Origin of the sequence: Hyalangium versicolor, from assembly GCF_020103695.1 — a bacterium.
Classification (GTDB): domain Bacteria; phylum Myxococcota; class Myxococcia; order Myxococcales; family Myxococcaceae; genus Hyalangium; species Hyalangium versicolor.
The window spans coordinates 282,170-299,575 of record NZ_JAHXBF010000017.1; the positions used below are offsets into that span (position 1 = coordinate 282,170).

Below are 17,406 nucleotides of genomic sequence, written 5' to 3' on the forward strand. Positions count from 1 at the left end.
AGCTCACAGCGTGAGCCAGTAGGCCAGTCCGTTCAGGTCCGCCATGGACAGCGACACGGAGAGGCTGCGGAACGGCGCTCCGGTGAAGGGGTTCTCCCGGACGCCCACGCTGACGCCCACGCGGTCCTGCAACACAGCGCCGTGGACCTCCAGCCCCCAGTCCACGCGGCCGTCCCCGTTCCAGTGCAGCGAGGCCCGTGGCCCCGCTCCCAGCGACACTCCGCCCACGTGCACCGTGGGCCTCAGCCCCAACGTGGTGGAGAAGCGCTTGTCCTCGCTCTGGAAGTCGAGCGGCTCCACCTTCGACATCAGCGAGAAGTGCGGAGACACCCGCAGCGCCGGCTCGACCCAGGCCAGCGCCACGCCGCCCTGCGCCGCGTCGAAGGACACGCGGTAGGGTAGCAGGTGCATCGCCCTCAGCTTCCAGGCTCCCGAGCCCGGCGGCGGTGCTTCCGGCAGGCTGGACGGATCGAGCTCGAAGCGGGGCGTGGGCTGGGTGCTCACGTCCCTTCTCGCCAGCATCTGCCCCGCAGCGAGCGCGAGCCGCACTCCCCGGCCCGTCGTGGCGGCCGTCGCCCCATCGATGGCCCCCTGCTGCAACTCCACCACCGTGGCGCGATCCACGGCCTTGCGGAACGTCGAGCCCCACCACCGCACGGGATCCTGGAGCACCAGGCGCATGTTCGCCTCCTGAGGCTGGAAGCCCTGCGCTCGCAGCCCCGCGAGGAACTCGTCGAAGCTGGGATCCGCCAGACAGAGCTGTTCCGCGTCACCCTCCCGGCAAGGCCTCCGGTGTGAGCGCAAGGCCGCCAGCGCCGCGGCCAGGGGCTCCTCCTTCGGGAGGGACTCGCCCTGCTCCAGCCAGGACCAGGCGGGCTCTTGCAGCAGCTCCCGGGCACGCTCGCGGCTTCCCATGGCGGCCACCAGTTCCTCGGTCGCAAGCGCGGTGATGACGTGACGCGCCCGCTTCGATGTGAGCACCCCCATCCACTCCGCGTTGCCGCGCATCATCAACCCCACGCACCGCTGGGTCTGCGGATCGGCCATGTCCAGGTCGTCCGAGGGCCCCGGCAGCCGCGCCGGAGCGGGCCGCCCCGTGAAGTACGGATCCTGCGCGGCACAGCCCGCCACCGAGAGCGAGTGCACCGCGTCGTAGACGCCCGCGTAGTAGTCCAGCTCGCGCAGGGGCCGATCCAGGAAACCCGCGAAGTTGGCGAGCTGCGAGCCCGCCAGGGGTGCGAAGCGCGTGGTGACGAACAAGCGGCGCTCCGGAATCCTCCCCTGCTGCAGCGCCTGGGCCTGCTGGGACAGGGAATCCAGCGACGCGCCCAGTTGCTGGAAGGTGGGCACCAACCCCGTCAGCACCCCCACCACCCGGACGCGATGCGCCAGCAGACTCAGATCCCCCGCGTGCTCGTCGCCGTCGTACTCTCGCTGCATGCTCGCGATGTCGAGCGTCAGCAACAGCTCGTACGCCGTCTCCAACAGCTGCTGCACGGGCTTCTGATCGAAGAGCGCTCCTTGACGGAGCTCGCGCAGTTGGGCCCGTATCTCACGCGCCTGTTCGGAGAGCCGAGGCTCGGGCATCGCCGCGATCCACCGCAGCTGTTCGTCCAGCACCGTATTGGCCAGCAGGTGCGTGGCCACGCTCAACCCCTGGCTGTTGTGCAGCGTCGCCAGGAGCGCCTCGCGCAGCTCCCACTGCTGCACTTCGGAGATCTCACTGCGCGAGAGCAGATCCAGCTCGCCAGCGAAGAACTCGATCACGCTGGCGATCAGCTCCACGCCATCCCGGAACGCATCCTGGAGTTGCTGCCCCTCTTCGCCCTGCAACAGCGGCTCGTTCACGTAGCGCCGGAACTGCCCACGCACATCGAGCAGCATGGACACCGAGGCGCCCAGTTTCACCAACTCCCCCACCGACAGGCGCTCGCCCACCTTCGCGGCCTGGGCGGCATCCCCTTGGAGCGGATCCTTCCCCGGCTCACCGCGAAGGGCGCGGGCGCAGGTGCCCAACAGCCCTGGCGCCGTCCTGGCAGTGGCCTCCGCCACCATGCGGCTCGTGCACGAGAGCAGGATCCGTCCCCGCCGCAGCCGCTCCGGCACGGACAGCGAGCCCCGCGCTGGCCGCTCGAACAGACGGGCCTCGGTGAGGTTTCCGTGGGCGAGCGACGCCAGCAGCGCGTGGACCGCCGCGTACCTGCGCGCCACGTCCGCCGAACTCATGAGGAGGGTGCGCGTGGTGCGGTTCCAGTGCATCGCCCGCGCCGCGCGTCCCAGCTCCGAGTTGCGCGCGGTGGCCACCAGTCCGCCCACGAGCTCCAGGCTGCTCATCAGGCTGGCTCCCGCTGAGACACCAGTCTCGGAGGTGCTGGCCGCGCGGGACTCGAAGCGGCGGAAGTCCGGATCCACGAAGACATAGGAGACGGGGTTCCACAGGCTGGGAGCCCGGCGCGACTCCACCAGCTCGATGGCCAGGCCCACCGGGGCGTTGTCGAAGACGCCTCCATCCACGTACGGCCTGCGGCACAGCGTCAGCTCCTGCCCGGGAGTGGAGCGCGCGGCGCAGGAGAGCCCGGTGAGGGGATGATCCGCATCGAGACCGGGGCAGGTGCCATGCAACACGCGCTGTCCCACCGGGCAGGAGGCCGCGCAGTCGCACAACTCGCGAGGGCTGAAGGCCACCGGGAATGCGCCCGAAGCGAGCACTGCCTGACTCACCTGGTCCGGATCAAGGGCATGGCCGGGAGGCTCCGGGTCCGCACTCTCGCCGAGCATCAGGACGCTGGGGGCCAGCTCGCCCTCGCTGGACAGGGGCTGGGACAGCAACCGAACCCGTCCCTTCTGCGTCACCTCGAGCGACAGCGGCACGACGAAGCGCTGGGTCATCGCCGGCAGGCCCGCGATGTGGCTCACCTCGGGCTTGAGCCGCGTCACGCTGAAGCCCAGGGGCACACTGCACCCCGGCTGGAAGCGGCGCACGGCGTTGGGGGTGAAGACTCGCTCGCGCAGGCCCGCCAGCACCCGCTCGAGGGCCTTGCGCGAGAGGAGCCCATCATCCGGAGAGTAGATGCGGGGATCCTCCGGCAGCAGGTCATCCAGGCCCACGGGCAGCCAGGTGTCGCGCAGCAGGTTGGAGTCGACACCGTCATCCGCGGTGGACTCGGGAGCCTCGCACCAGAGCACGGAGGCGAGCAGCGCGTTGATACTGCCCGCGCTGGCCCCTGTCACACCCGCCAGGTTGGGACGAAAGGAGGGTCCCATCACGGGCTCGGCTCGGGACAGCCGCAGGAAGCGGACCATGCCCCACGTCAGCCCGGCCTCGTAGGCGCCCAGGCTCACCCCGCCACTGATCGTGAGGGCGATGTCATGAGGTGGCAGCCCCTTCTCGGCCGCCTCCGAGCCTCCCGACAGCAACACGCCCAGGACGGCCACCACCCACCCGATCCTGTACAGCACGGAACTCCTCCCGCTCTCGAGACTCCTCCGAGCCATGAAAGCCGGTATACGTGAAACTCAACCCGGGAGACACGCAATGACTTACAAGGGCAGCTGCCATTGTGGACGCATCGCCTTCGAGGCCGAGGGTGAACTTCAACAGGTCCTGGCCTGCAATTGCTCGATGTGTTCGCGGCGGGGCTCGCTGCTCTGGTTCGTTCCCAGGCAACAGCTCCGCCTGCTCACGCCCGCTGAGAACCTGAGCACCTATACCTTCAACAAGCACGTCATCCAGCATCGCTTCTGCGCGAAGTGCGGCATCCACCCGTTTGGAGAAGGAACCGATCCCTCCGGCAAGGCCATGGCAGCCATCAATGCCCGCTGCCTGGAAGGTGTCGATCTCGCTTCCCTCCCCGTCCACCACTTCGACGGTCGCTCCAGCTGACACCTCGTCGCACCTGCGGGGGCCCAGCCCCTCGCCAGGGCCGTCACGCCCCCATCACTCCTGCGACGTAGAGACGGCTGCGCAATCCCTCTTTCTGGAGGCATGCGTGGCTGTTCTCCGCACCGTCACTGAAAATTTCCAGCAATGCCACGGAGTCCCGGCCGTAAACCCGCCAGTCGAGGTGGCTCCCATCCGCATCCTGGTGGTGGACGAGGAACGCCTCGCCCGCGAGCGCCTGAGCCACCGGCTGGCCTCGGATCCCGAGGTGGAGGTGGTGGGCGAGTGCGTCCGCGGCTCGGACGCCCTGCAGAGCCTGCTCCGCCACCCGGTCGACGTGGTCTTCCTCGATGCACGAACCTCGGGTCTGGAGCGCTTCCAACTGCTGCGGGAGGCGCATGCCACCCAGCCCGGCGCGCTCATCTTCGTCAGCGAGGATGAGGCCCATGCCCTCAAGGCCTTCGAGCTGCATGCACTCGACTTCCTCCTCAAGCCCTTCGGGGACGAGCGCTTCGCCCAGGTGCTGGCTCGTGCCAAGGAGCACGTGCGCAACGGGCGCATCCAGTCCCTGGCGCGCCAGCTCGTGGGGCTGCTGAACACGTCCCCTTCTACCGCCTCCGCTCCGCCTCCTCCCGCACCGCGCTACCTGGAGCGGCTGGTGCTCAAGGAAGTGGGCCGCGTCGCCGTCCTCCCCGTGGGCGAGGTAGACTGGCTCGAGGCCGAGGACTACTACGTCCAGGTCCACTCGAACGGCGACACGCACCTGGTCCGCCAGCCGCTGCGACAGTTGGAGACTCAGCTCGATCCCCGCCAGTTCGTGCGCATCCACCGCTCCACCATCGTCAACGCCCGGCGGGTGAAGGAGATGAGGCCGCTCTTCCACGGCGAGTACCAGGTCATCCTCCGCGATGGCACCTGCCTGAAGCTCAGCCGCAGCTACCGCGAGCGGCTGGATGCCTTGCTGGGCATGGCCTGAAGAAGAGCCTGGCCCTCCGTGCGCCTCGTGAAGTGAACGCGGGCCCGGCTATCTCCCGAGCCACGCCTCCAGCGCGCTCCGAAGCCGCACGGTCCACTCCGCCAGCTCCTTCCACGCCGCTGGCGGCGCATCCCACCACTCGAACGAGATGCGCTGGGCCGAGAGCCGGTAGGTGAGCCCCCACCGCTCCCGGATGCCTCCCTCGGGACGGCTCACCTCTGGAAACAGCGGCTGCAGCCTCAGGCCATGGACTTCTTCGAGGAGTGCACTCCAGGACTCCATCGGGAAGCGCGCCTCGGAGAGGCGGAGCCGTGGCGAACGCCCCTCCTCGATTCCAGCCAGTGAGCCGACAAGCTCCGCGAGCTCCCCCGGCCGATCCCACACCACCCTCCGGATGCGGAGCGCGGGAGCATCGATGGCGCTGGGCCGGGCAGAGACCGACCAGGCGCGCCAGGGCCCCTCCTCCTCGTAGTGCCAGAGCCGCAGGAGCGTCGCGAAGCCCGAGGGCAGCGGCGTCTCGTGGAGTTCCGGCGCCTCCAGCGCCTCCAGCGCCCGGCGCTTCAGCTCGGGCGGCAAGGCATCGGCTTCGGAGGCATCGGCGGTCGGCATGGTGTCATTTCCTGGGGCAGCGTCTCCGGGCAGGTTCTCCCCTGCTCTCTCGCCGGTCAACGAATCCGCCCCCACTTCAAGACACGAGCCCCTCGGAAATTCGAGACCCTTTCCCACCGAGGACCGCTTCAACCCCTTGAAGTCCCTCACTTCGGAAGTGTGCACACGCCTTGCTTCCTTGCCGGCGCGAACACGCATTCGAAGGAGCACTGGATGATTTCCTCTCGTCGTTGGCTGGCGCCTTGGTTCGCCAGCGTGTTGATGCTCGCGGGTTGCTCTTCCTCCTCTGAAGAAGACGCGCTCCCCCCGCTACCGCCGGGCGAGCTGGTGGCCTCGAGCAAGGAGCGGGTGCAAGATCCCAACGTCCCCGCCGAGGACTTCGCGGCGCTCGTCTCCGGGAACACCGACTTCGGTGTCTCGCTGTACCAGCAGATCGCCAAGCCGGGAGACAACCTCTTCTTCTCACCGTTCAGCGTCACCCAGGCCTTCGCCCTCCTCTACCCGGGCGCCCGAGGCACCACCGAGACGCAGATGGCGCAGGCGCTCCACTTCTCGCTTCCCCAGGATCGGCTCCATCCCGCCCTCAACGCGCTGGACCAGAAGCTCCGCGCCCAGGTGGCCACCTCCCCCGGTGAACCGGGCAAGGCGCCCTCCTTCCGGCTGGTGAATGCCGCCTGGGGCCAGCAGGGCCTGCAGTTCGAACCCGCGTTCCTCGACGTGCTCGCCGTCAACTACGGCACGGGCCTGCGCACCGTGGACTTCGTGAACGAGTCGGCGAGCATCCGCAAGGGCATCAATGACTGGGTCGCGGACCAGACAGCGAACCGCATCCAGAATCTGCTCTCGGAGAAGGCCGTCACCCCCAACACGCGCCTGTTGCTGGCCAACGCGCTCTATTTCAAGGGCTCTTGGAGCTCCCCCTTCAACAAGGACTTCACCCGGAGCGGTGACTTCCACGCGCTGGAAGGCGGCACGCAGTCCGTCCAGATGATGCGCGGGGAGGGCAACTTCGGCTTCCTGCAGGGCGAGGGCTTCGATGCCATCAGCCTCCCGTACGTGGGCAACGCCTTCCGCATGCTCGTCATCGTTCCCGAGGAGACCCGGTTCGCGGAGATCGAGTCGCGCCTCTCGGCGCAGTTCCTGGATGGCGTCCGGGCCGGCCTTCAGCAGCGCTACTTCAATCTGGGGTTCCCCCGCTTCGAGGTGAAGAAGGAGTTCCCGCTCGAGGAGGCGATGCAGGCGCTCGGCATGGTGGAAGCCTTCACCGATAAGGCCAATCTGTCGGGCCTGACGAGCCAGGCGGCCTTGATGATCACCGCCGCGCAACACCAGGCCTTCGTGGCCGTGAACGAGGAGGGCACCGAGGCGGCTGCTGCCACCGCCATCAGTACGGGCCCCGCCTCCATCCCCGACTCCTACACCGTGGACCGCCCCTTCATCGTCCTCATCGAGAACACGGAGACGAAGTCGGTGCTCTTCCTCGGGCGCATCCTGAAGCCCTGAGCGAGAGCCTCACGGCGACGAGGGCTTGGAGCTCTCCGGCTCTGGGGAATCCAGCCCCATCCACAGCCGCGCCTCGGCGAGCACCTTGTTGGCTTCCTCGAGGGAGTTGACGTTCACCGTCACGTCATCTCCCTGCGAGTGCTCGCGCGCCAACCGCGCCATCTGCATCTTCACCACGGTGGACGACGTCAGATGCGCGCAGCACGTCACGCCCTGCTGCCGGGCCTTGCCAATGGCATCGCCCAGCAGCTTGGCCACGTCCAGGCTGGAGATCTGCAAGCCCTGCATGTCCGCCAGGATCAGGTGAGGCTGACCTCCATAGGACGCGGAGGCTTCGACGAAGAGCCGGACGAAGTCCTGCATCTCGGTCTCCTCGAAGAACCCCTCCATGCGGATGTACAGAGTCCGCTCCGCGACCTCATTTCTCACGCTGTAATGCGCGGAGCCCATGGCTCTCCCTTCGGACTCACTGTGTGCTCCCGGGACCCCCAACGATCCCGCTGCGCAGCATAGCGGGCCGGGGCCCTCCGAGGCAGGAAGAGAAAGCACTCCGGCCACGAGGCAGGTGGGTGTTCCAGCGCCTGACGTTTCAAGCCCTCTGAATGTTTCATTGGCGGCATACGCCCGGAGCACTTCACCGCTGCTTGCGGCACACGGAGGTGTATCGGCAGGCCACGAGGCTCGGCTGTTCGATGGGGTAGCCCGCGAGGATGGACCAGGCCAGGCGCACGAACTGGGCGTGGGACCAGACCAGTGGGGTCGCCGAGAACGTCCCCTTCCCCGCCACGAAGCCCGGCTGCCCCGAGGGGGGCCGTCCGTCCCACACCTGCTCCGGCAGCAGATATCCCTCATTGCCCGAGCGCGCCATGGCCGCCAGCCACGTGTCCGCGGGTTGGCCCGCCGAGAGCGCGTATTCGCCGCGTTCTCCGGCGAAGATGGGCCAGGCCCGCCCCAGTGTCTTCCCCGTGTCCGGCTCGCTGATCTCCCACGGGCCACCCTCGGGCGTCTCTCCGTACCCGTCAAAGTCGTACCGGCGCCAGAAGGTGCCGCTTGGCGTCTCCACCTTGAGTTGGGTGTCGATGACGGGCAGCGATTGGGTGATGGCCGAGTCGCTGGCGGACTTCACGCCCAGGCGGACGAGTTCCAGGAAGCTCGCGTCCACCATCCGGCGCTGATCCATGGCGGACGGGCCTCCATCTCCCAGCGAGTAGGTCGTCCCGGCGTTGGGGTTCCCGTCCTTCGTCAACCGCAGATAGTACGGGTGCGGCGCCAGCGGCCCGTTGGTGGTGACGGTCCAGCCCTCCACCTGGTGCTGCCAGGAGTCCGCGGTCGCCTCGTAGCTGGCCGCGGAGGCGGTGTCTCCGTTGCGGCGCGCGAGGTCAGCGGCGCAGATGAGCCCGGCGATCTCGGCGGCGATCGTCCCGGGCGAGTAACCGCTCTGGTTCTCCCAGCGATCCTGTGGCGACACCGGGCCGTTGGCCACGAGGAAGTCCGCCGCTTTCTTCACATGGTCCGAGTACGTCCGCGCATCCGCACGGCCCAGCTGCCATGCCAGCACGATGGGGAGCGCCACTTCGTCGAGCTGCAGGTTCGTCCAGTGCGGAGTGCCCTCTACAGTGGCGTTCTGCGGAAATGAGCCGTCCGGCTTCTGCTGGACGTTGAAGAGGTGATCGAGCGCGCGGTCCGCCGCGGGTTTGTCTCCCGCCGCCAGGAGCGCGGTGGCGATCTGGTACAGATCCCGGGACCAGACGAGGTGGTAGGCGCCGGAGGGATTCTCCAGTCCGAGCCCCCACGCCCACGGCATGCTCGGCGAGGCGATGAAGGCCCCCCGGTACGTCTTGTCCTCCGAGGCGGCCATCACCATCAGCGACACATCATAGGTGGTGAGCCACTGCTCGGCGCTCGCGGGAGCGGGAGGCAGCGAGCCCAGCCAGGTGTGCCACCCCTCCGCGTACTTCCGTGCCACCTGCGCGAAGCCCTCCTTTTGCGAGCCCCGCGCCGCCTCCCGGGCCTCTTGGGCCGTCGTCCCGAAGCCGAGCACCAGCGTCGCGCTCTGCCGCTGGCCCAACCCGTTCACCGAAAGCCGACCCGTCTGCACCACGTTGCCCTCGGGCGCCGAGCGATAGTCCCAGTTCATCACGAAGTCGCCGTACAGGTCGGTCCAGCCATCGCTCGTGCCCAGGTAGCCGCTCGAGGTCTTCTCGAAGGCCGGCTGCGCCAGCAGGGCACTCGCCGCCGAGCCATCCTCCGCGAGCAGCACGCCGTTCTCGCTCGTCCCCGAGTCATTCATTCCGTCGTTGGCGAGGGACGGATCGAACACCACATAGAGGGCATACGGCTCTCCCGAGAGAGACTCGAAGCGGAGGTCGAAGAGCACCGTGTGCCGCTGTGGATCCGTCACGTACGTCTTCGTGAGGCGGTACTTGCCGGACCTCGCGGTGTTCACCTGCCGGTAGGTCAGGCTGCGCGGATCGGTGAGTTCGATGTGGTGCTCGGTGGCATCGAGCTCCGACTCGGCGAAGGAGTGGCCGTCCGAGACGACGAAATACAGCTCCCTCACGCTCGGAGAGCCCAGGGTCGGATAGAAGACCTCGGTCAGCTCTCCGGAGCCGAGCGTGTACCAGACCTTGCTCTGCTCGCTCCTCGCGGAGCCGAAGCCGTGCTTGTCCGCCGGCGTCCAGAGCGCCGGGGCGCCAGGCTGCCCGGGAGCGATCGAGCCAGCGCACCCAGGCAGCCAGCCCAGAGAGAGGAGCAGCACTACGACACCGAGGGCACGAGTTCCGAAGAAGGAGAAGCCCATCCATGCCTCCTGCGAGCCAGGGTAGGCGGCAAGGGAGGGCACCTCGGCTCGGAGCGGCAAGTTGCACTCGCAGTCCACCTCCGGTGGTGGACAGAATCGCGACAACGGACGTTGGCTGTGTCACATGCCCTGGCCCTCGCGAGAAAGCCTATGCTGGCGCCCGCACACAAGCCCCGTCAGCCGAGAGCTCCAAGGAGCCTTCATGCGCACCCGCCCCTGCTCGATTCCCTCCTGGTTGGCCCCTCTCCTCATCGGGGTGCTCCTGGCCGCCTGCGGCCCCAAGACGCTGAAGGAGCGCACGCGCCACGGAGAGGAGCTGTCCGATGAGGCGACCCCGCTGCTCGACGGGGCCGAGCGGGACCTGGCGCAGATGGATACGGAGCGCGCCACGAAGAAGCTCGAGGAAGCCAAGAAGCTCCTCTCCCATCCCGACATCGGGCTGTCGCCCGAAGGGGAGATGCTCCAATCGCGGCTCTCCGAACTCCAGGCCCGCATCGCGCCCACCCGCAACGAGAAGGCACGCCAAGAGCTCGACGCGAGCGTGGAGAAGCAGCGCGACAGAGTCATGCAGGCCATGGGAGAGGTGAACACCGCGCTCGAAGCGCTCGAGCGCAAGGATGCCGGAGCCCCTCAGGCCGACGCCGTCCTCAAGGCGGTGGAGCGCACCCGCGAGCGCCTGAAGGAGGGCCAATCCCTGGAAGCCCGGAGCGAGGACTACGGGGCCTCCGCGCGGCGCACCGAGAAGCTTCTGGAGCAGGCCACGGCAAAGGTCCGAAGCGTCCAGCAGGTGCAGGAGTTCGTCTCCGGGCCCGCCACCACCCGTCAGGAGGCCGAGGCACTGGTGAAGCAAGCCAAGGCGGAGAAGGATCCCGACAAGCAGCTCGCGCTCTACACGGACGCGCGCGCCCGCTTCCAGCGCTGCGGAGAGACAGCGAAGGAGCTGATCGCCAAGGCTCCAGAGCTCGAGAAGACCCCCATCCAGGTGGAGGGCCAGGCCACCACGCCGAAGTCCGTCGCCACGAGCTGTGGAACCCGAGGGGACTCGCTCCAGAAGACGGTGGCGAAGCTGGAGCAGGCCAAGGCGGCACGGGAGAAGAAGAAGAGCGCCAGCGCCGCCAAGTCCAAGAAGGGCTGAGCACCCGGTACGGCCGGCCCCCGTGTTCTAGAAAGACACGGGTACCCCTTCCCGGTAGCTTGCGCGGGCCGTGACCCGTAGATTGCACGGGTCGCGCCCTCTCCCGCGCGCCACTGGCTACGAGGGTCCAGGTGCCAAACGGCGACAACCCATCCATCCTGTCCATTGATCTGGGGACCTCGGCCGTCAAGGTGGCCCTCATCACCACCCGAGGCGCCATCCTTGCCGGAGACGAGGAGCCCCTGCCGCTCTCCCTCCTCCCCGAAGGAGGCGCCGAGCAGGATCCCGAGAGCTGGTGGTCCGCCATCGTCCGGGCCACGCGGCGGCTGCTCGAGCGAGGCGACGTCTCTCCGGGAGACGTCGTCGGAGTGAACGTCGGCACCCAGTGGTCCGGCACCGTCGCAGTGGACGAGCAGGGCAAGCCACTGCACCCCGCCATCCTCTGGATGGACTCGCGCGGGGCCAGTCACGTCCAGCGGCTCGCCCGAGGGCTCGTCTCCATCGAGGGCTACGGCGTGGGCAAACTGCTGCATTGGGTGCGGCTGACCGGTGGCGCGCCCAGCCTCTCCGGCAAGGATCCCCTGGGGCACATCCTCTATCTCCAGCACGAGCGCCCGGACATCTACCGGAACACCTACAAGTTCCTCGAGCCGAAGGACTGGCTCAACCTGCGGCTGACGGGCCGCTTCACCGCCTCGTACGACTCCATCACCCTGCACTGGGTGACGGACAACCGGCAGCTCACCCGGGTGACGTATGACGAGGGCCTGCTGAAGATGACAGGGCTCCGGCGCGAACACCTGCCGGACCTGGTGCCCGCCGCCTCGGTGATTGGCCCGCTGAGCCCCTCCTCCGCGCGAGAACTGGGGCTGGGCGAGAACGTCCAGGTGGTGAGCGGCATGCCGGACATCCTGGCGGCCGCCGTCGGCTCGGGCGCCGTCCGGGACTTCGAGTTGCACCTGTGCGTGGGCACCTCCTCCTGGATGAGCTGCCACGTGCCCCAGAAGAAGACGGATCTGCTGCACCAGATGGGCACCGTCCCCTCCGCCATCCCCGGCCGCTACCTGCTCATCAACGAGCAGGAGTCCGCCGGCATCTGCCTAGTCACCCTCAAGAACCTGCTCTTCGAGGGGGACTCCCTCACCGGGCGCTCCTCCCAGGAGATCTACGCCAGCTTCGAGCGCGCCGCCGCCCAGGTTCCCCCCGGCAGCGACAGGCTCCTCTTCCTGCCGTGGCTCAATGGCGAGCGCTCGCCAGTGGAAGATCGGCTGTCACGTGGCGGGTTCTTCAACCAGTCGCTCCAGACGACCCGCGGGCACATGGTGCGCGCGGTGATGGAGGGCGTGGCCTACAACTCCCGGTGGCTGTTCTCCTACGTGGAGCAGTTCCTCGGCCGGAAGGCGGATCCCATTCGGATGATCGGCGGCGGCGCCCGCAACCAGCTGTGGTGCCAGATCTACGCGGACGTGCTGGGCCGCACCATCCACCAGGTGGACCAGCCGGTGATGGCCAACGCACGCGGTTCGGCATTCCAGGCGGCGATCGCGCTGGGGCACCTCACGGTGGAGGAGATCCCCTCGCTCGTCCCCGTGGCTCGCTCTTACGAGCCCAACCCGAAGAACCGAGCCGTCTACGACGAGCTCTTCCAGGAATTTCTCCACCTCTACAAGACCAGCAAGCCCGTCTTCGCGCGGCTGAACAGGACCCGAAGCTCCTGAAAGCACACAAGACGGCGCTGAATCAGGAAAGGAAGCCATGGCGCTGCCGGATCTCGATCTGCTCTCCCACCTCCCTCCCCGCCTCATCGCCGTGGCGGAGAGGTATCTCAAAGCCATCCCCCTGGTGCGCAACCGGCTCGACAAGGAGACGGGCTCGATGCTCTCCGAGTTGGAGGGCAGCCTCAAACCCTACAAGCAGGAGGTGCCCACCTTCGACAAGCTGCCAGCCGAGGGACGCCCGCGCGAGGAGGTCCTCCAGGAGCTGCAACAGCTCGAGGCGCGCGAGCATGATCGGTGGAAGCAGGGCCAGGTCTCCGGCGCCGTGTACCACGGGGCCGAGGACCACATCGACTTCGTCAACCGGGTGTACTCGCTCCACTCGCAGAGCAACCCGCTCCACGCCGACCTGTGGCCCAGCGCCACCAAGTTCGAGGCCGAAGTGGTGGCCATGACGGCCAACATGCTGGGCGCCGCCGAGGCCAACCTGGGCCGGCACCCCGACGAGCACATCTGCGGCTCGCTCTCGTCCGGCGGGACGGAGAGCATCATGCTGGCGATGAAGACGTACCGGGATTGGGCCCACGCCACCAAGGGCATCACCCGGCCGGAGATGGTGGCGCCCGGCAGCGCGCACCCCGCCTTCGACAAGGCCGCGCACTACTTCGGCATCAAGATGGTGCGCGTACCGGTGGGCCCGGACTACCGCGCTGACGTGGCCGCCATGCGCAAGGCCATCACCCGCAACACCATCGTCCTCATCGGCTCGGCGCCCTCCTTCCCCCATGGAGTCATCGATCCCATCGAGGAGTTGTCGGACCTGGCCCGCAAACGGGGGCTGGGCTTCCACACGGACGCCTGTCTGGGAGGCTTCGTGCTGCCGTGGGCAAAGCGCCTGGGTTACCCGGTGCCACTCTTCGACTTCCGGCTGCCCGGGGTGACGAGCATGTCGGCGGATACGCACAAGTTTGGCTATGCAGCCAAGGGGACCTCGGTCGTCCTGTACCGGGGAACGGAGCTGCGCTCGCACCAGTACTTCACGGCCACCGAGTGGCCTGGCGGCATCTACTTCTCCCCGACCTTCTCAGGCAGCCGGCCGGGAGGACTCATCGCGGCGGCCTGGGCCACGCTGGTGACCATGGGCGAGGCGGGCTACCTGGAGGCCACCCGGCGCATCCTGGAAACGGCAGACACGATCAAACGTGGCATCCGCGCAATCCCAGAACTGCACGTGCTGGGCGAGCCTTTGTTCGTCATTGCCTTTGGCTCCCACACGCTCAACATCTATCAGGTGATGGAACGACTCAGCGCCCAGGGCTGGAACCTCAATGGCTTGCACAAGCCGTCCGCAGTCCACCTTTGTGTCACACTGCGTCATACACAACCAGACGTCGCGAACCGCTTCCTGGAGGACTTGCGAGCAGCCGTAGCGCATGTCCGGTCGAATCCGGGAGAAAAGGGTACGATGGCACCTGTCTACGGGATGGCCGCCACCGTCCCCTTCCGTGGGCTGCTGAGCGATCTGCTCAAGAAGTACATGGACCTGCTCTACAAGGTCTGAGGTCTGGCGGCCGATGTGCCCATGAGCTCTCCTCCTCCCCAGGTCGATGTCCTCTCCCTCGCCAAGGCGATCCGGTCCATCTCGGGGGAGTTCTCCCTGCCGGAGTTGCAGCGCGCGGTGCTACGCGCGCTCCAGGAGTTCTCCGGGGCGCCGTATGGAGCGCTGCTGGGCTTCCAGGAGAGGCTGGGCTGGGTCATCCATTGCCAGACCGAGGGAGAGAGCCGAACCCTGGCCGAGCTGCCCACCACGGTGATCCATGGGGCGCGGCGCACCCTGGAGCCCATCGTCCTCTCGGATGCAAGCAGGCAACCGCCGTACTGTGATGACGCGGTGGTGAAGGCCCGGGGGCTGCACTCCGTGCTGTGCAGTCCCCTCACCCACCGCGGCGTCCAGCACGGGATGCTCTACCTGGAGCATGCCCAGGCCTCGCATGTCTTCGAGGGCCCCCAGCTGAGCGTGATCGAGATCCTCGCCACCCAGGCGGCGGTTGCCATGGACAACGCCCGCGTGCACCAGCACCTGGCCGAGCAGAACCAGGCCCACGAGGTGTCCCGCCGCGAGGTCTCCACCACCCGGCAGCACCTTCAGGACTTCATCGACAACTCCCCCGCGGCCATCTACATGAAGGACCGCGAGGGCCGTTACATCATGATCAACGGCCGGCTGGAGGCCGTCCTCGGCGTGCCCCGCTCGAAGGTGCTCGGCCGGAAGGACTCGGAGCTGCTCCCGCCAGAGTACGCGCGAATCCTGGTGGAGAACGATCAGCGCGTGCTCACCACGGGCACTCCACTCCAATTCGAGGAGCCGCTGCCGCTGCGGGATGGGCTGCGCACCTTCCTCTCCTCGAAGTTCCCCATGCGCGGGGGGGATGGCCGCATCCAGGGGCTGTGCGGCGTCTCCACGGACATCACGGATCGCAAGCGCGCGGAGGCGGCGCTGCAGCGGGCCAACGAGGATCTCGAGCAGCGCGTGGCCGAGCGCACCGAGCAGCTCAACGCCGCTCAGCGCGAGCTGCTGGAGCGCGCCCGCCATGCCGGCATGGCCGAGTTGGCCAATAGCATCCTCCACAACCTGGGCAACGCTCTCACGGGCATCACGGTGAGCAGCACGGTTTTGCGCGAGCGCGTCCAGGGCCTGCCTCTCGTCTCGTTGGGGAAGGCCGTCGCCCTGCTCGAGCGTCCCGCCGAGGAGCTGGGCCCCTTCCTCACCCAGGATGAGCGGGGCCGGCATCTCCCCGGGTTCCTGATCAAGCTCCACTCGCGGCTGGCTCAGGAGCGGCAAATGTTGCTCGACGAGTGCACCGCGCTGGGCACGAAGATCGATCACGCCACCAGCGTGATCACCACCCAGCAGAGCTATGCGCGGGCGCGCATCCGGCTGAGCGAGAAGACGCTGCTGCGCGATCTCATGGAGGATGCGATCCGGCTGTGCGCCATCGGGGACATCTACGATCGGATCTTCCAGCGCGAGTACGGCGAGGAAGAGCCGGAGTACTACGATCGGCACGTGATCGTTCAGATCCTGGTGAACTTCATCTCCAACGCGAAGAACGCGGTGCGCGAGCGGCCGGACAACTCGCAGCCGCGCATCATCCTGGCGGTCCACCAGGATGCGGGCTACACCACGGTGACCGTGAGCGACAACGGCGTGGGGTTCGACGCGAGCGTGAAGCCGAAACTGTTCACGCACGGGTTCACCACGCGAGCCAAGGGCCACGGGTTCGGACTGCACAGCTCGGCGCTCAGCGCGCAGGCGCTCGGCGGCCGCATCGATGCGCACAGCGAGGGCCTGGGCTGTGGCGCCCAGTTCGAGCTCGTCCTGCCGCGCACCTCGCCCGAAGAGGACGAGGCGTAGGCCCGGAGGCGCTTACGCCTGTCCAACGGAAGGGCCAACGTTAAGCTGTTCCTCCATGAACGGCACGGAAGACAGCTTCGAGGGCCTGGGCGGCGTCCGGCTGTTCGCCCAGCACTGGCGGCCGGAAGGCCCTTCGCGAGCGGTGCTGGCCATCGTCCACGGACTGGGTGAGCACAGCGATCGGTACCAGAAGCTGGTGGAACACCTCGTCTCGCGGGGCCACACGGTTCATGGGTTCGATCTGCGAGGCCATGGACGCTCGCCCGGCCAGCGGGGACACGTGGACACCTGGGCGGACTTCCGCGAGGACCTGAGGGCCTTCCTGGGTCATGTGGCGCGGCACGAGCCGGGCCGCACGCCCTTCCTGCTCGGTCACAGCCTGGGAACGCTCATCGTCCTGGACTACGCGCTGCGCCATCCCGAGGGACTGCGCGGGGTGATCCTCAGCGGCACGGCCTTGGAGCATGCGGGCGTGACGTCCCCGTCGCGGATGCTCGTGTCCCGCCTGCTGTCCCGCTTCTGGCCGCGCTTCCCGATCACGACGGAGTTCGATCAGCGGACGCTGTCGCGGATCCCGGAGGTGGTCTCGGCCTACGCCGCGGATGTCCTCGTGCACAATCAGACCTCCGCTCGCTTCTGGATGGAGGTCATGGTCACTATCGGGTGGTTGCGAGCCCACGTCGCGGAGTTCCAGCTTCCGCTGCTGGTGGTTCACGGAGAGGCGGACCCTCTCAACCTTTCTGCGGGAGCTCGCCGCGTCTTCGAAGCGGCCCGTCACCCACGCAAGCAATTGCTCCTGATGCCTGGCGGCCTTCACGAGCCGCACAACGACGTGGGACAGGAGCAGGTCTTCCAGGCGGTGGAGGCGTTCCTGGGCTCAGAGTGAACCGGAGCCCGGCGTCTCCCGCGTCATCTCCACCATGGTGGGGCGCCACCCGAGCCGCGCGAAGAACTTCTGCGCGCCCTCGTTCTTCGCGGCAGTCATGAGAATGACGCGCGGCACGCCCAGCTCGGTGAACCGCCGCACCAGCGCCTCGGCCAACAGCCTGCCAGCTCCCGAGCCTCGCGCCGACTCATCCACCCAGATGTCATGGAAACCACCGCAGCGGTCCCTCAGCGCGTTCCAATCCCGCTCCTCCACGCGGCCGTACACGTAGCCGACCACCTCTCCGTCCCGCTCGGCCACGAGCACCACTGCCTCCCGGGCCTTCATCTCCTTGGCCAGCCACCAGCGGTAGCCGGACTCGACGTCCTCGGTGAGCATGAAGCGCTGCGAGTCGAAGTCGTGGTGCTGGCGCATGAGCGCGCCCCCCATCCGACCGAGTGCGTCGGCGTCCGCGGGCCGTGCCGGGCGAACCGTGAGGGTCATGGTC

At 67.9% G+C, this 17,406-nt stretch carries 13 protein-coding genes; 8 read left to right on the forward strand and 5 right to left on the reverse strand.

Annotated elements, in window-relative coordinates:
• Positions 1 to 3 precede the first annotated feature (3 nt).
• Positions 4 to 3,459 carry a patatin-like phospholipase family protein gene (locus KY501_RS32740; RefSeq protein ID WP_224367606.1) on the reverse strand — a complete coding sequence of 1,152 codons (3,456 nt, stop codon included), beginning with the start codon at positions 3,457 to 3,459 and terminating at the stop codon, positions 4 to 6.
• Between the two features lie 76 nt (positions 3,460 to 3,535).
• Here KY501_RS32740 and KY501_RS32745 point away from each other — a divergent pair, with 76 nt between their 5' ends.
• Both KY501_RS32745 and KY501_RS32750 read left to right on the forward strand, forming a co-directional pair.
• Positions 3,536 to 3,883, forward strand: a complete 348-nt coding sequence (locus tag KY501_RS32745) for a GFA family protein (protein ID WP_224367607.1) — start codon at positions 3,536 to 3,538, stop codon at positions 3,881 to 3,883.
• Positions 3,884 to 4,064: 181 nt separating this feature from the next.
• Positions 4,065 to 4,856 carry a LytR/AlgR family response regulator transcription factor gene (locus KY501_RS32750; protein ID WP_224367608.1) on the forward strand — a complete coding sequence of 264 codons (792 nt, stop codon included), beginning with the start codon at positions 4,065 to 4,067 and terminating at the stop codon, positions 4,854 to 4,856.
• A gap of 48 nt (positions 4,857 to 4,904) precedes the next feature.
• On the opposite strand, the gene KY501_RS32755 is transcribed toward KY501_RS32750, so the two are convergent.
• Positions 4,905 to 5,465 (reverse strand): hypothetical protein, encoded by a 561-nt coding sequence (locus KY501_RS32755; protein WP_224367609.1) that lies wholly within the window; start codon positions 5,463 to 5,465, stop codon positions 4,905 to 4,907.
• 213 nt (positions 5,466 to 5,678) lie between these two features.
• Here KY501_RS32755 and KY501_RS32760 point away from each other — a divergent pair, with 213 nt between their 5' ends.
• A complete protein-coding gene (locus tag KY501_RS32760) occupies positions 5,679 to 6,968 on the forward strand; it encodes a serpin family protein (protein ID WP_224367610.1) in 1,290 nt (429 codons plus the stop codon).
• Between the two features lie 9 nt (positions 6,969 to 6,977).
• Here KY501_RS32760 and KY501_RS32765 read toward each other — a convergent pair whose 3' ends face one another.
• Positions 6,978 to 7,418, reverse strand: coding sequence for a hypothetical protein (locus KY501_RS32765; RefSeq protein ID WP_224367611.1), 441 nt, complete (start codon positions 7,416 to 7,418; stop codon positions 6,978 to 6,980).
• Positions 7,419 to 7,602: 184 nt separating this feature from the next.
• A complete protein-coding gene (locus KY501_RS32770) occupies positions 7,603 to 9,768 on the reverse strand; it encodes a glycoside hydrolase family 15 protein (RefSeq protein ID WP_224367612.1) in 2,166 nt (721 codons plus the stop codon).
• Positions 9,769 to 9,970: 202 nt separating this feature from the next.
• Between KY501_RS32770 and KY501_RS32775 the strand changes: the two genes are divergently transcribed.
• The 5 genes from KY501_RS32775 (at position 9,971) to KY501_RS32795 (ending at position 16,919) form a co-directional block, all read left to right on the forward strand.
• Positions 9,971 to 10,903 carry a hypothetical protein gene (locus KY501_RS32775; RefSeq protein WP_224367613.1) on the forward strand — a complete coding sequence of 311 codons (933 nt, stop codon included), beginning with the start codon at positions 9,971 to 9,973 and terminating at the stop codon, positions 10,901 to 10,903.
• A gap of 131 nt (positions 10,904 to 11,034) precedes the next feature.
• Positions 11,035 to 12,621 (forward strand): xylulokinase, encoded by a 1,587-nt coding sequence (locus KY501_RS32780; protein WP_224367614.1) that lies wholly within the window; start codon positions 11,035 to 11,037, stop codon positions 12,619 to 12,621.
• Positions 12,622 to 12,658: 37 nt separating this feature from the next.
• Positions 12,659 to 14,179 carry a pyridoxal phosphate-dependent decarboxylase family protein gene (locus tag KY501_RS32785; protein WP_224367615.1) on the forward strand — a complete coding sequence of 507 codons (1,521 nt, stop codon included), beginning with the start codon at positions 12,659 to 12,661 and terminating at the stop codon, positions 14,177 to 14,179.
• A gap of 21 nt (positions 14,180 to 14,200) precedes the next feature.
• Positions 14,201 to 16,033: a PAS domain-containing protein gene (locus KY501_RS32790; RefSeq protein WP_224367616.1), complete on the forward strand. Its 1,833-nt coding sequence runs from the start codon at positions 14,201 to 14,203 to the stop codon at positions 16,031 to 16,033.
• A 55-nt stretch (positions 16,034 to 16,088) separates the two neighbouring features.
• The gene (locus KY501_RS32795) at positions 16,089 to 16,919 is read left to right on the forward strand and encodes an alpha/beta hydrolase (RefSeq protein ID WP_224367617.1); all 831 of its coding nucleotides are present in this window, start codon (positions 16,089 to 16,091) and stop codon (positions 16,917 to 16,919) included.
• Here KY501_RS32795 and KY501_RS32800 read toward each other — a convergent pair.
• Positions 16,911 to 17,402: a GNAT family N-acetyltransferase gene (locus KY501_RS32800; protein ID WP_224367618.1), complete on the reverse strand. Its 492-nt coding sequence runs from the start codon at positions 17,400 to 17,402 to the stop codon at positions 16,911 to 16,913. The two genes, KY501_RS32795 and KY501_RS32800, sit on opposite strands and share 9 nt — an antisense overlap.
• Positions 17,403 to 17,406 lie beyond the last annotated feature (4 nt).

What these genes read in the sequence shown, in the direction of transcription:
- KY501_RS32745 (WP_224367607.1), top strand. Translation starts at nt 3,536, where the DNA reads ATGACTTACAAGGGCAGCTGCCATTGTGGACGCATCGCCTTCGAGGCC.
- KY501_RS32755 (WP_224367609.1), bottom strand. Translation starts at nt 5,465, where the DNA reads ATGCCGACCGCCGATGCCTCCGAAGCCGATGCCTTGCCGCCCGAGCTG.
- KY501_RS32770 (WP_224367612.1), bottom strand. Translation starts at nt 9,768, where the DNA reads ATGGGCTTCTCCTTCTTCGGAACTCGTGCCCTCGGTGTCGTAGTGCTG.
- KY501_RS32760 (WP_224367610.1), top strand. Translation starts at nt 5,679, where the DNA reads ATGATTTCCTCTCGTCGTTGGCTGGCGCCTTGGTTCGCCAGCGTGTTG.
- KY501_RS32790 (WP_224367616.1), top strand. Translation starts at nt 14,201, where the DNA reads ATGAGCTCTCCTCCTCCCCAGGTCGATGTCCTCTCCCTCGCCAAGGCG.
- KY501_RS32785 (WP_224367615.1), top strand. Translation starts at nt 12,659, where the DNA reads ATGGCGCTGCCGGATCTCGATCTGCTCTCCCACCTCCCTCCCCGCCTC.
- KY501_RS32765 (WP_224367611.1), bottom strand. Translation starts at nt 7,418, where the DNA reads ATGGGCTCCGCGCATTACAGCGTGAGAAATGAGGTCGCGGAGCGGACT.
- KY501_RS32800 (WP_224367618.1), bottom strand. Translation starts at nt 17,402, where the DNA reads ATGACCCTCACGGTTCGCCCGGCACGGCCCGCGGACGCCGACGCACTC.
- KY501_RS32775 (WP_224367613.1), top strand. Translation starts at nt 9,971, where the DNA reads ATGCGCACCCGCCCCTGCTCGATTCCCTCCTGGTTGGCCCCTCTCCTC.
- KY501_RS32795 (WP_224367617.1), top strand. Translation starts at nt 16,089, where the DNA reads ATGAACGGCACGGAAGACAGCTTCGAGGGCCTGGGCGGCGTCCGGCTG.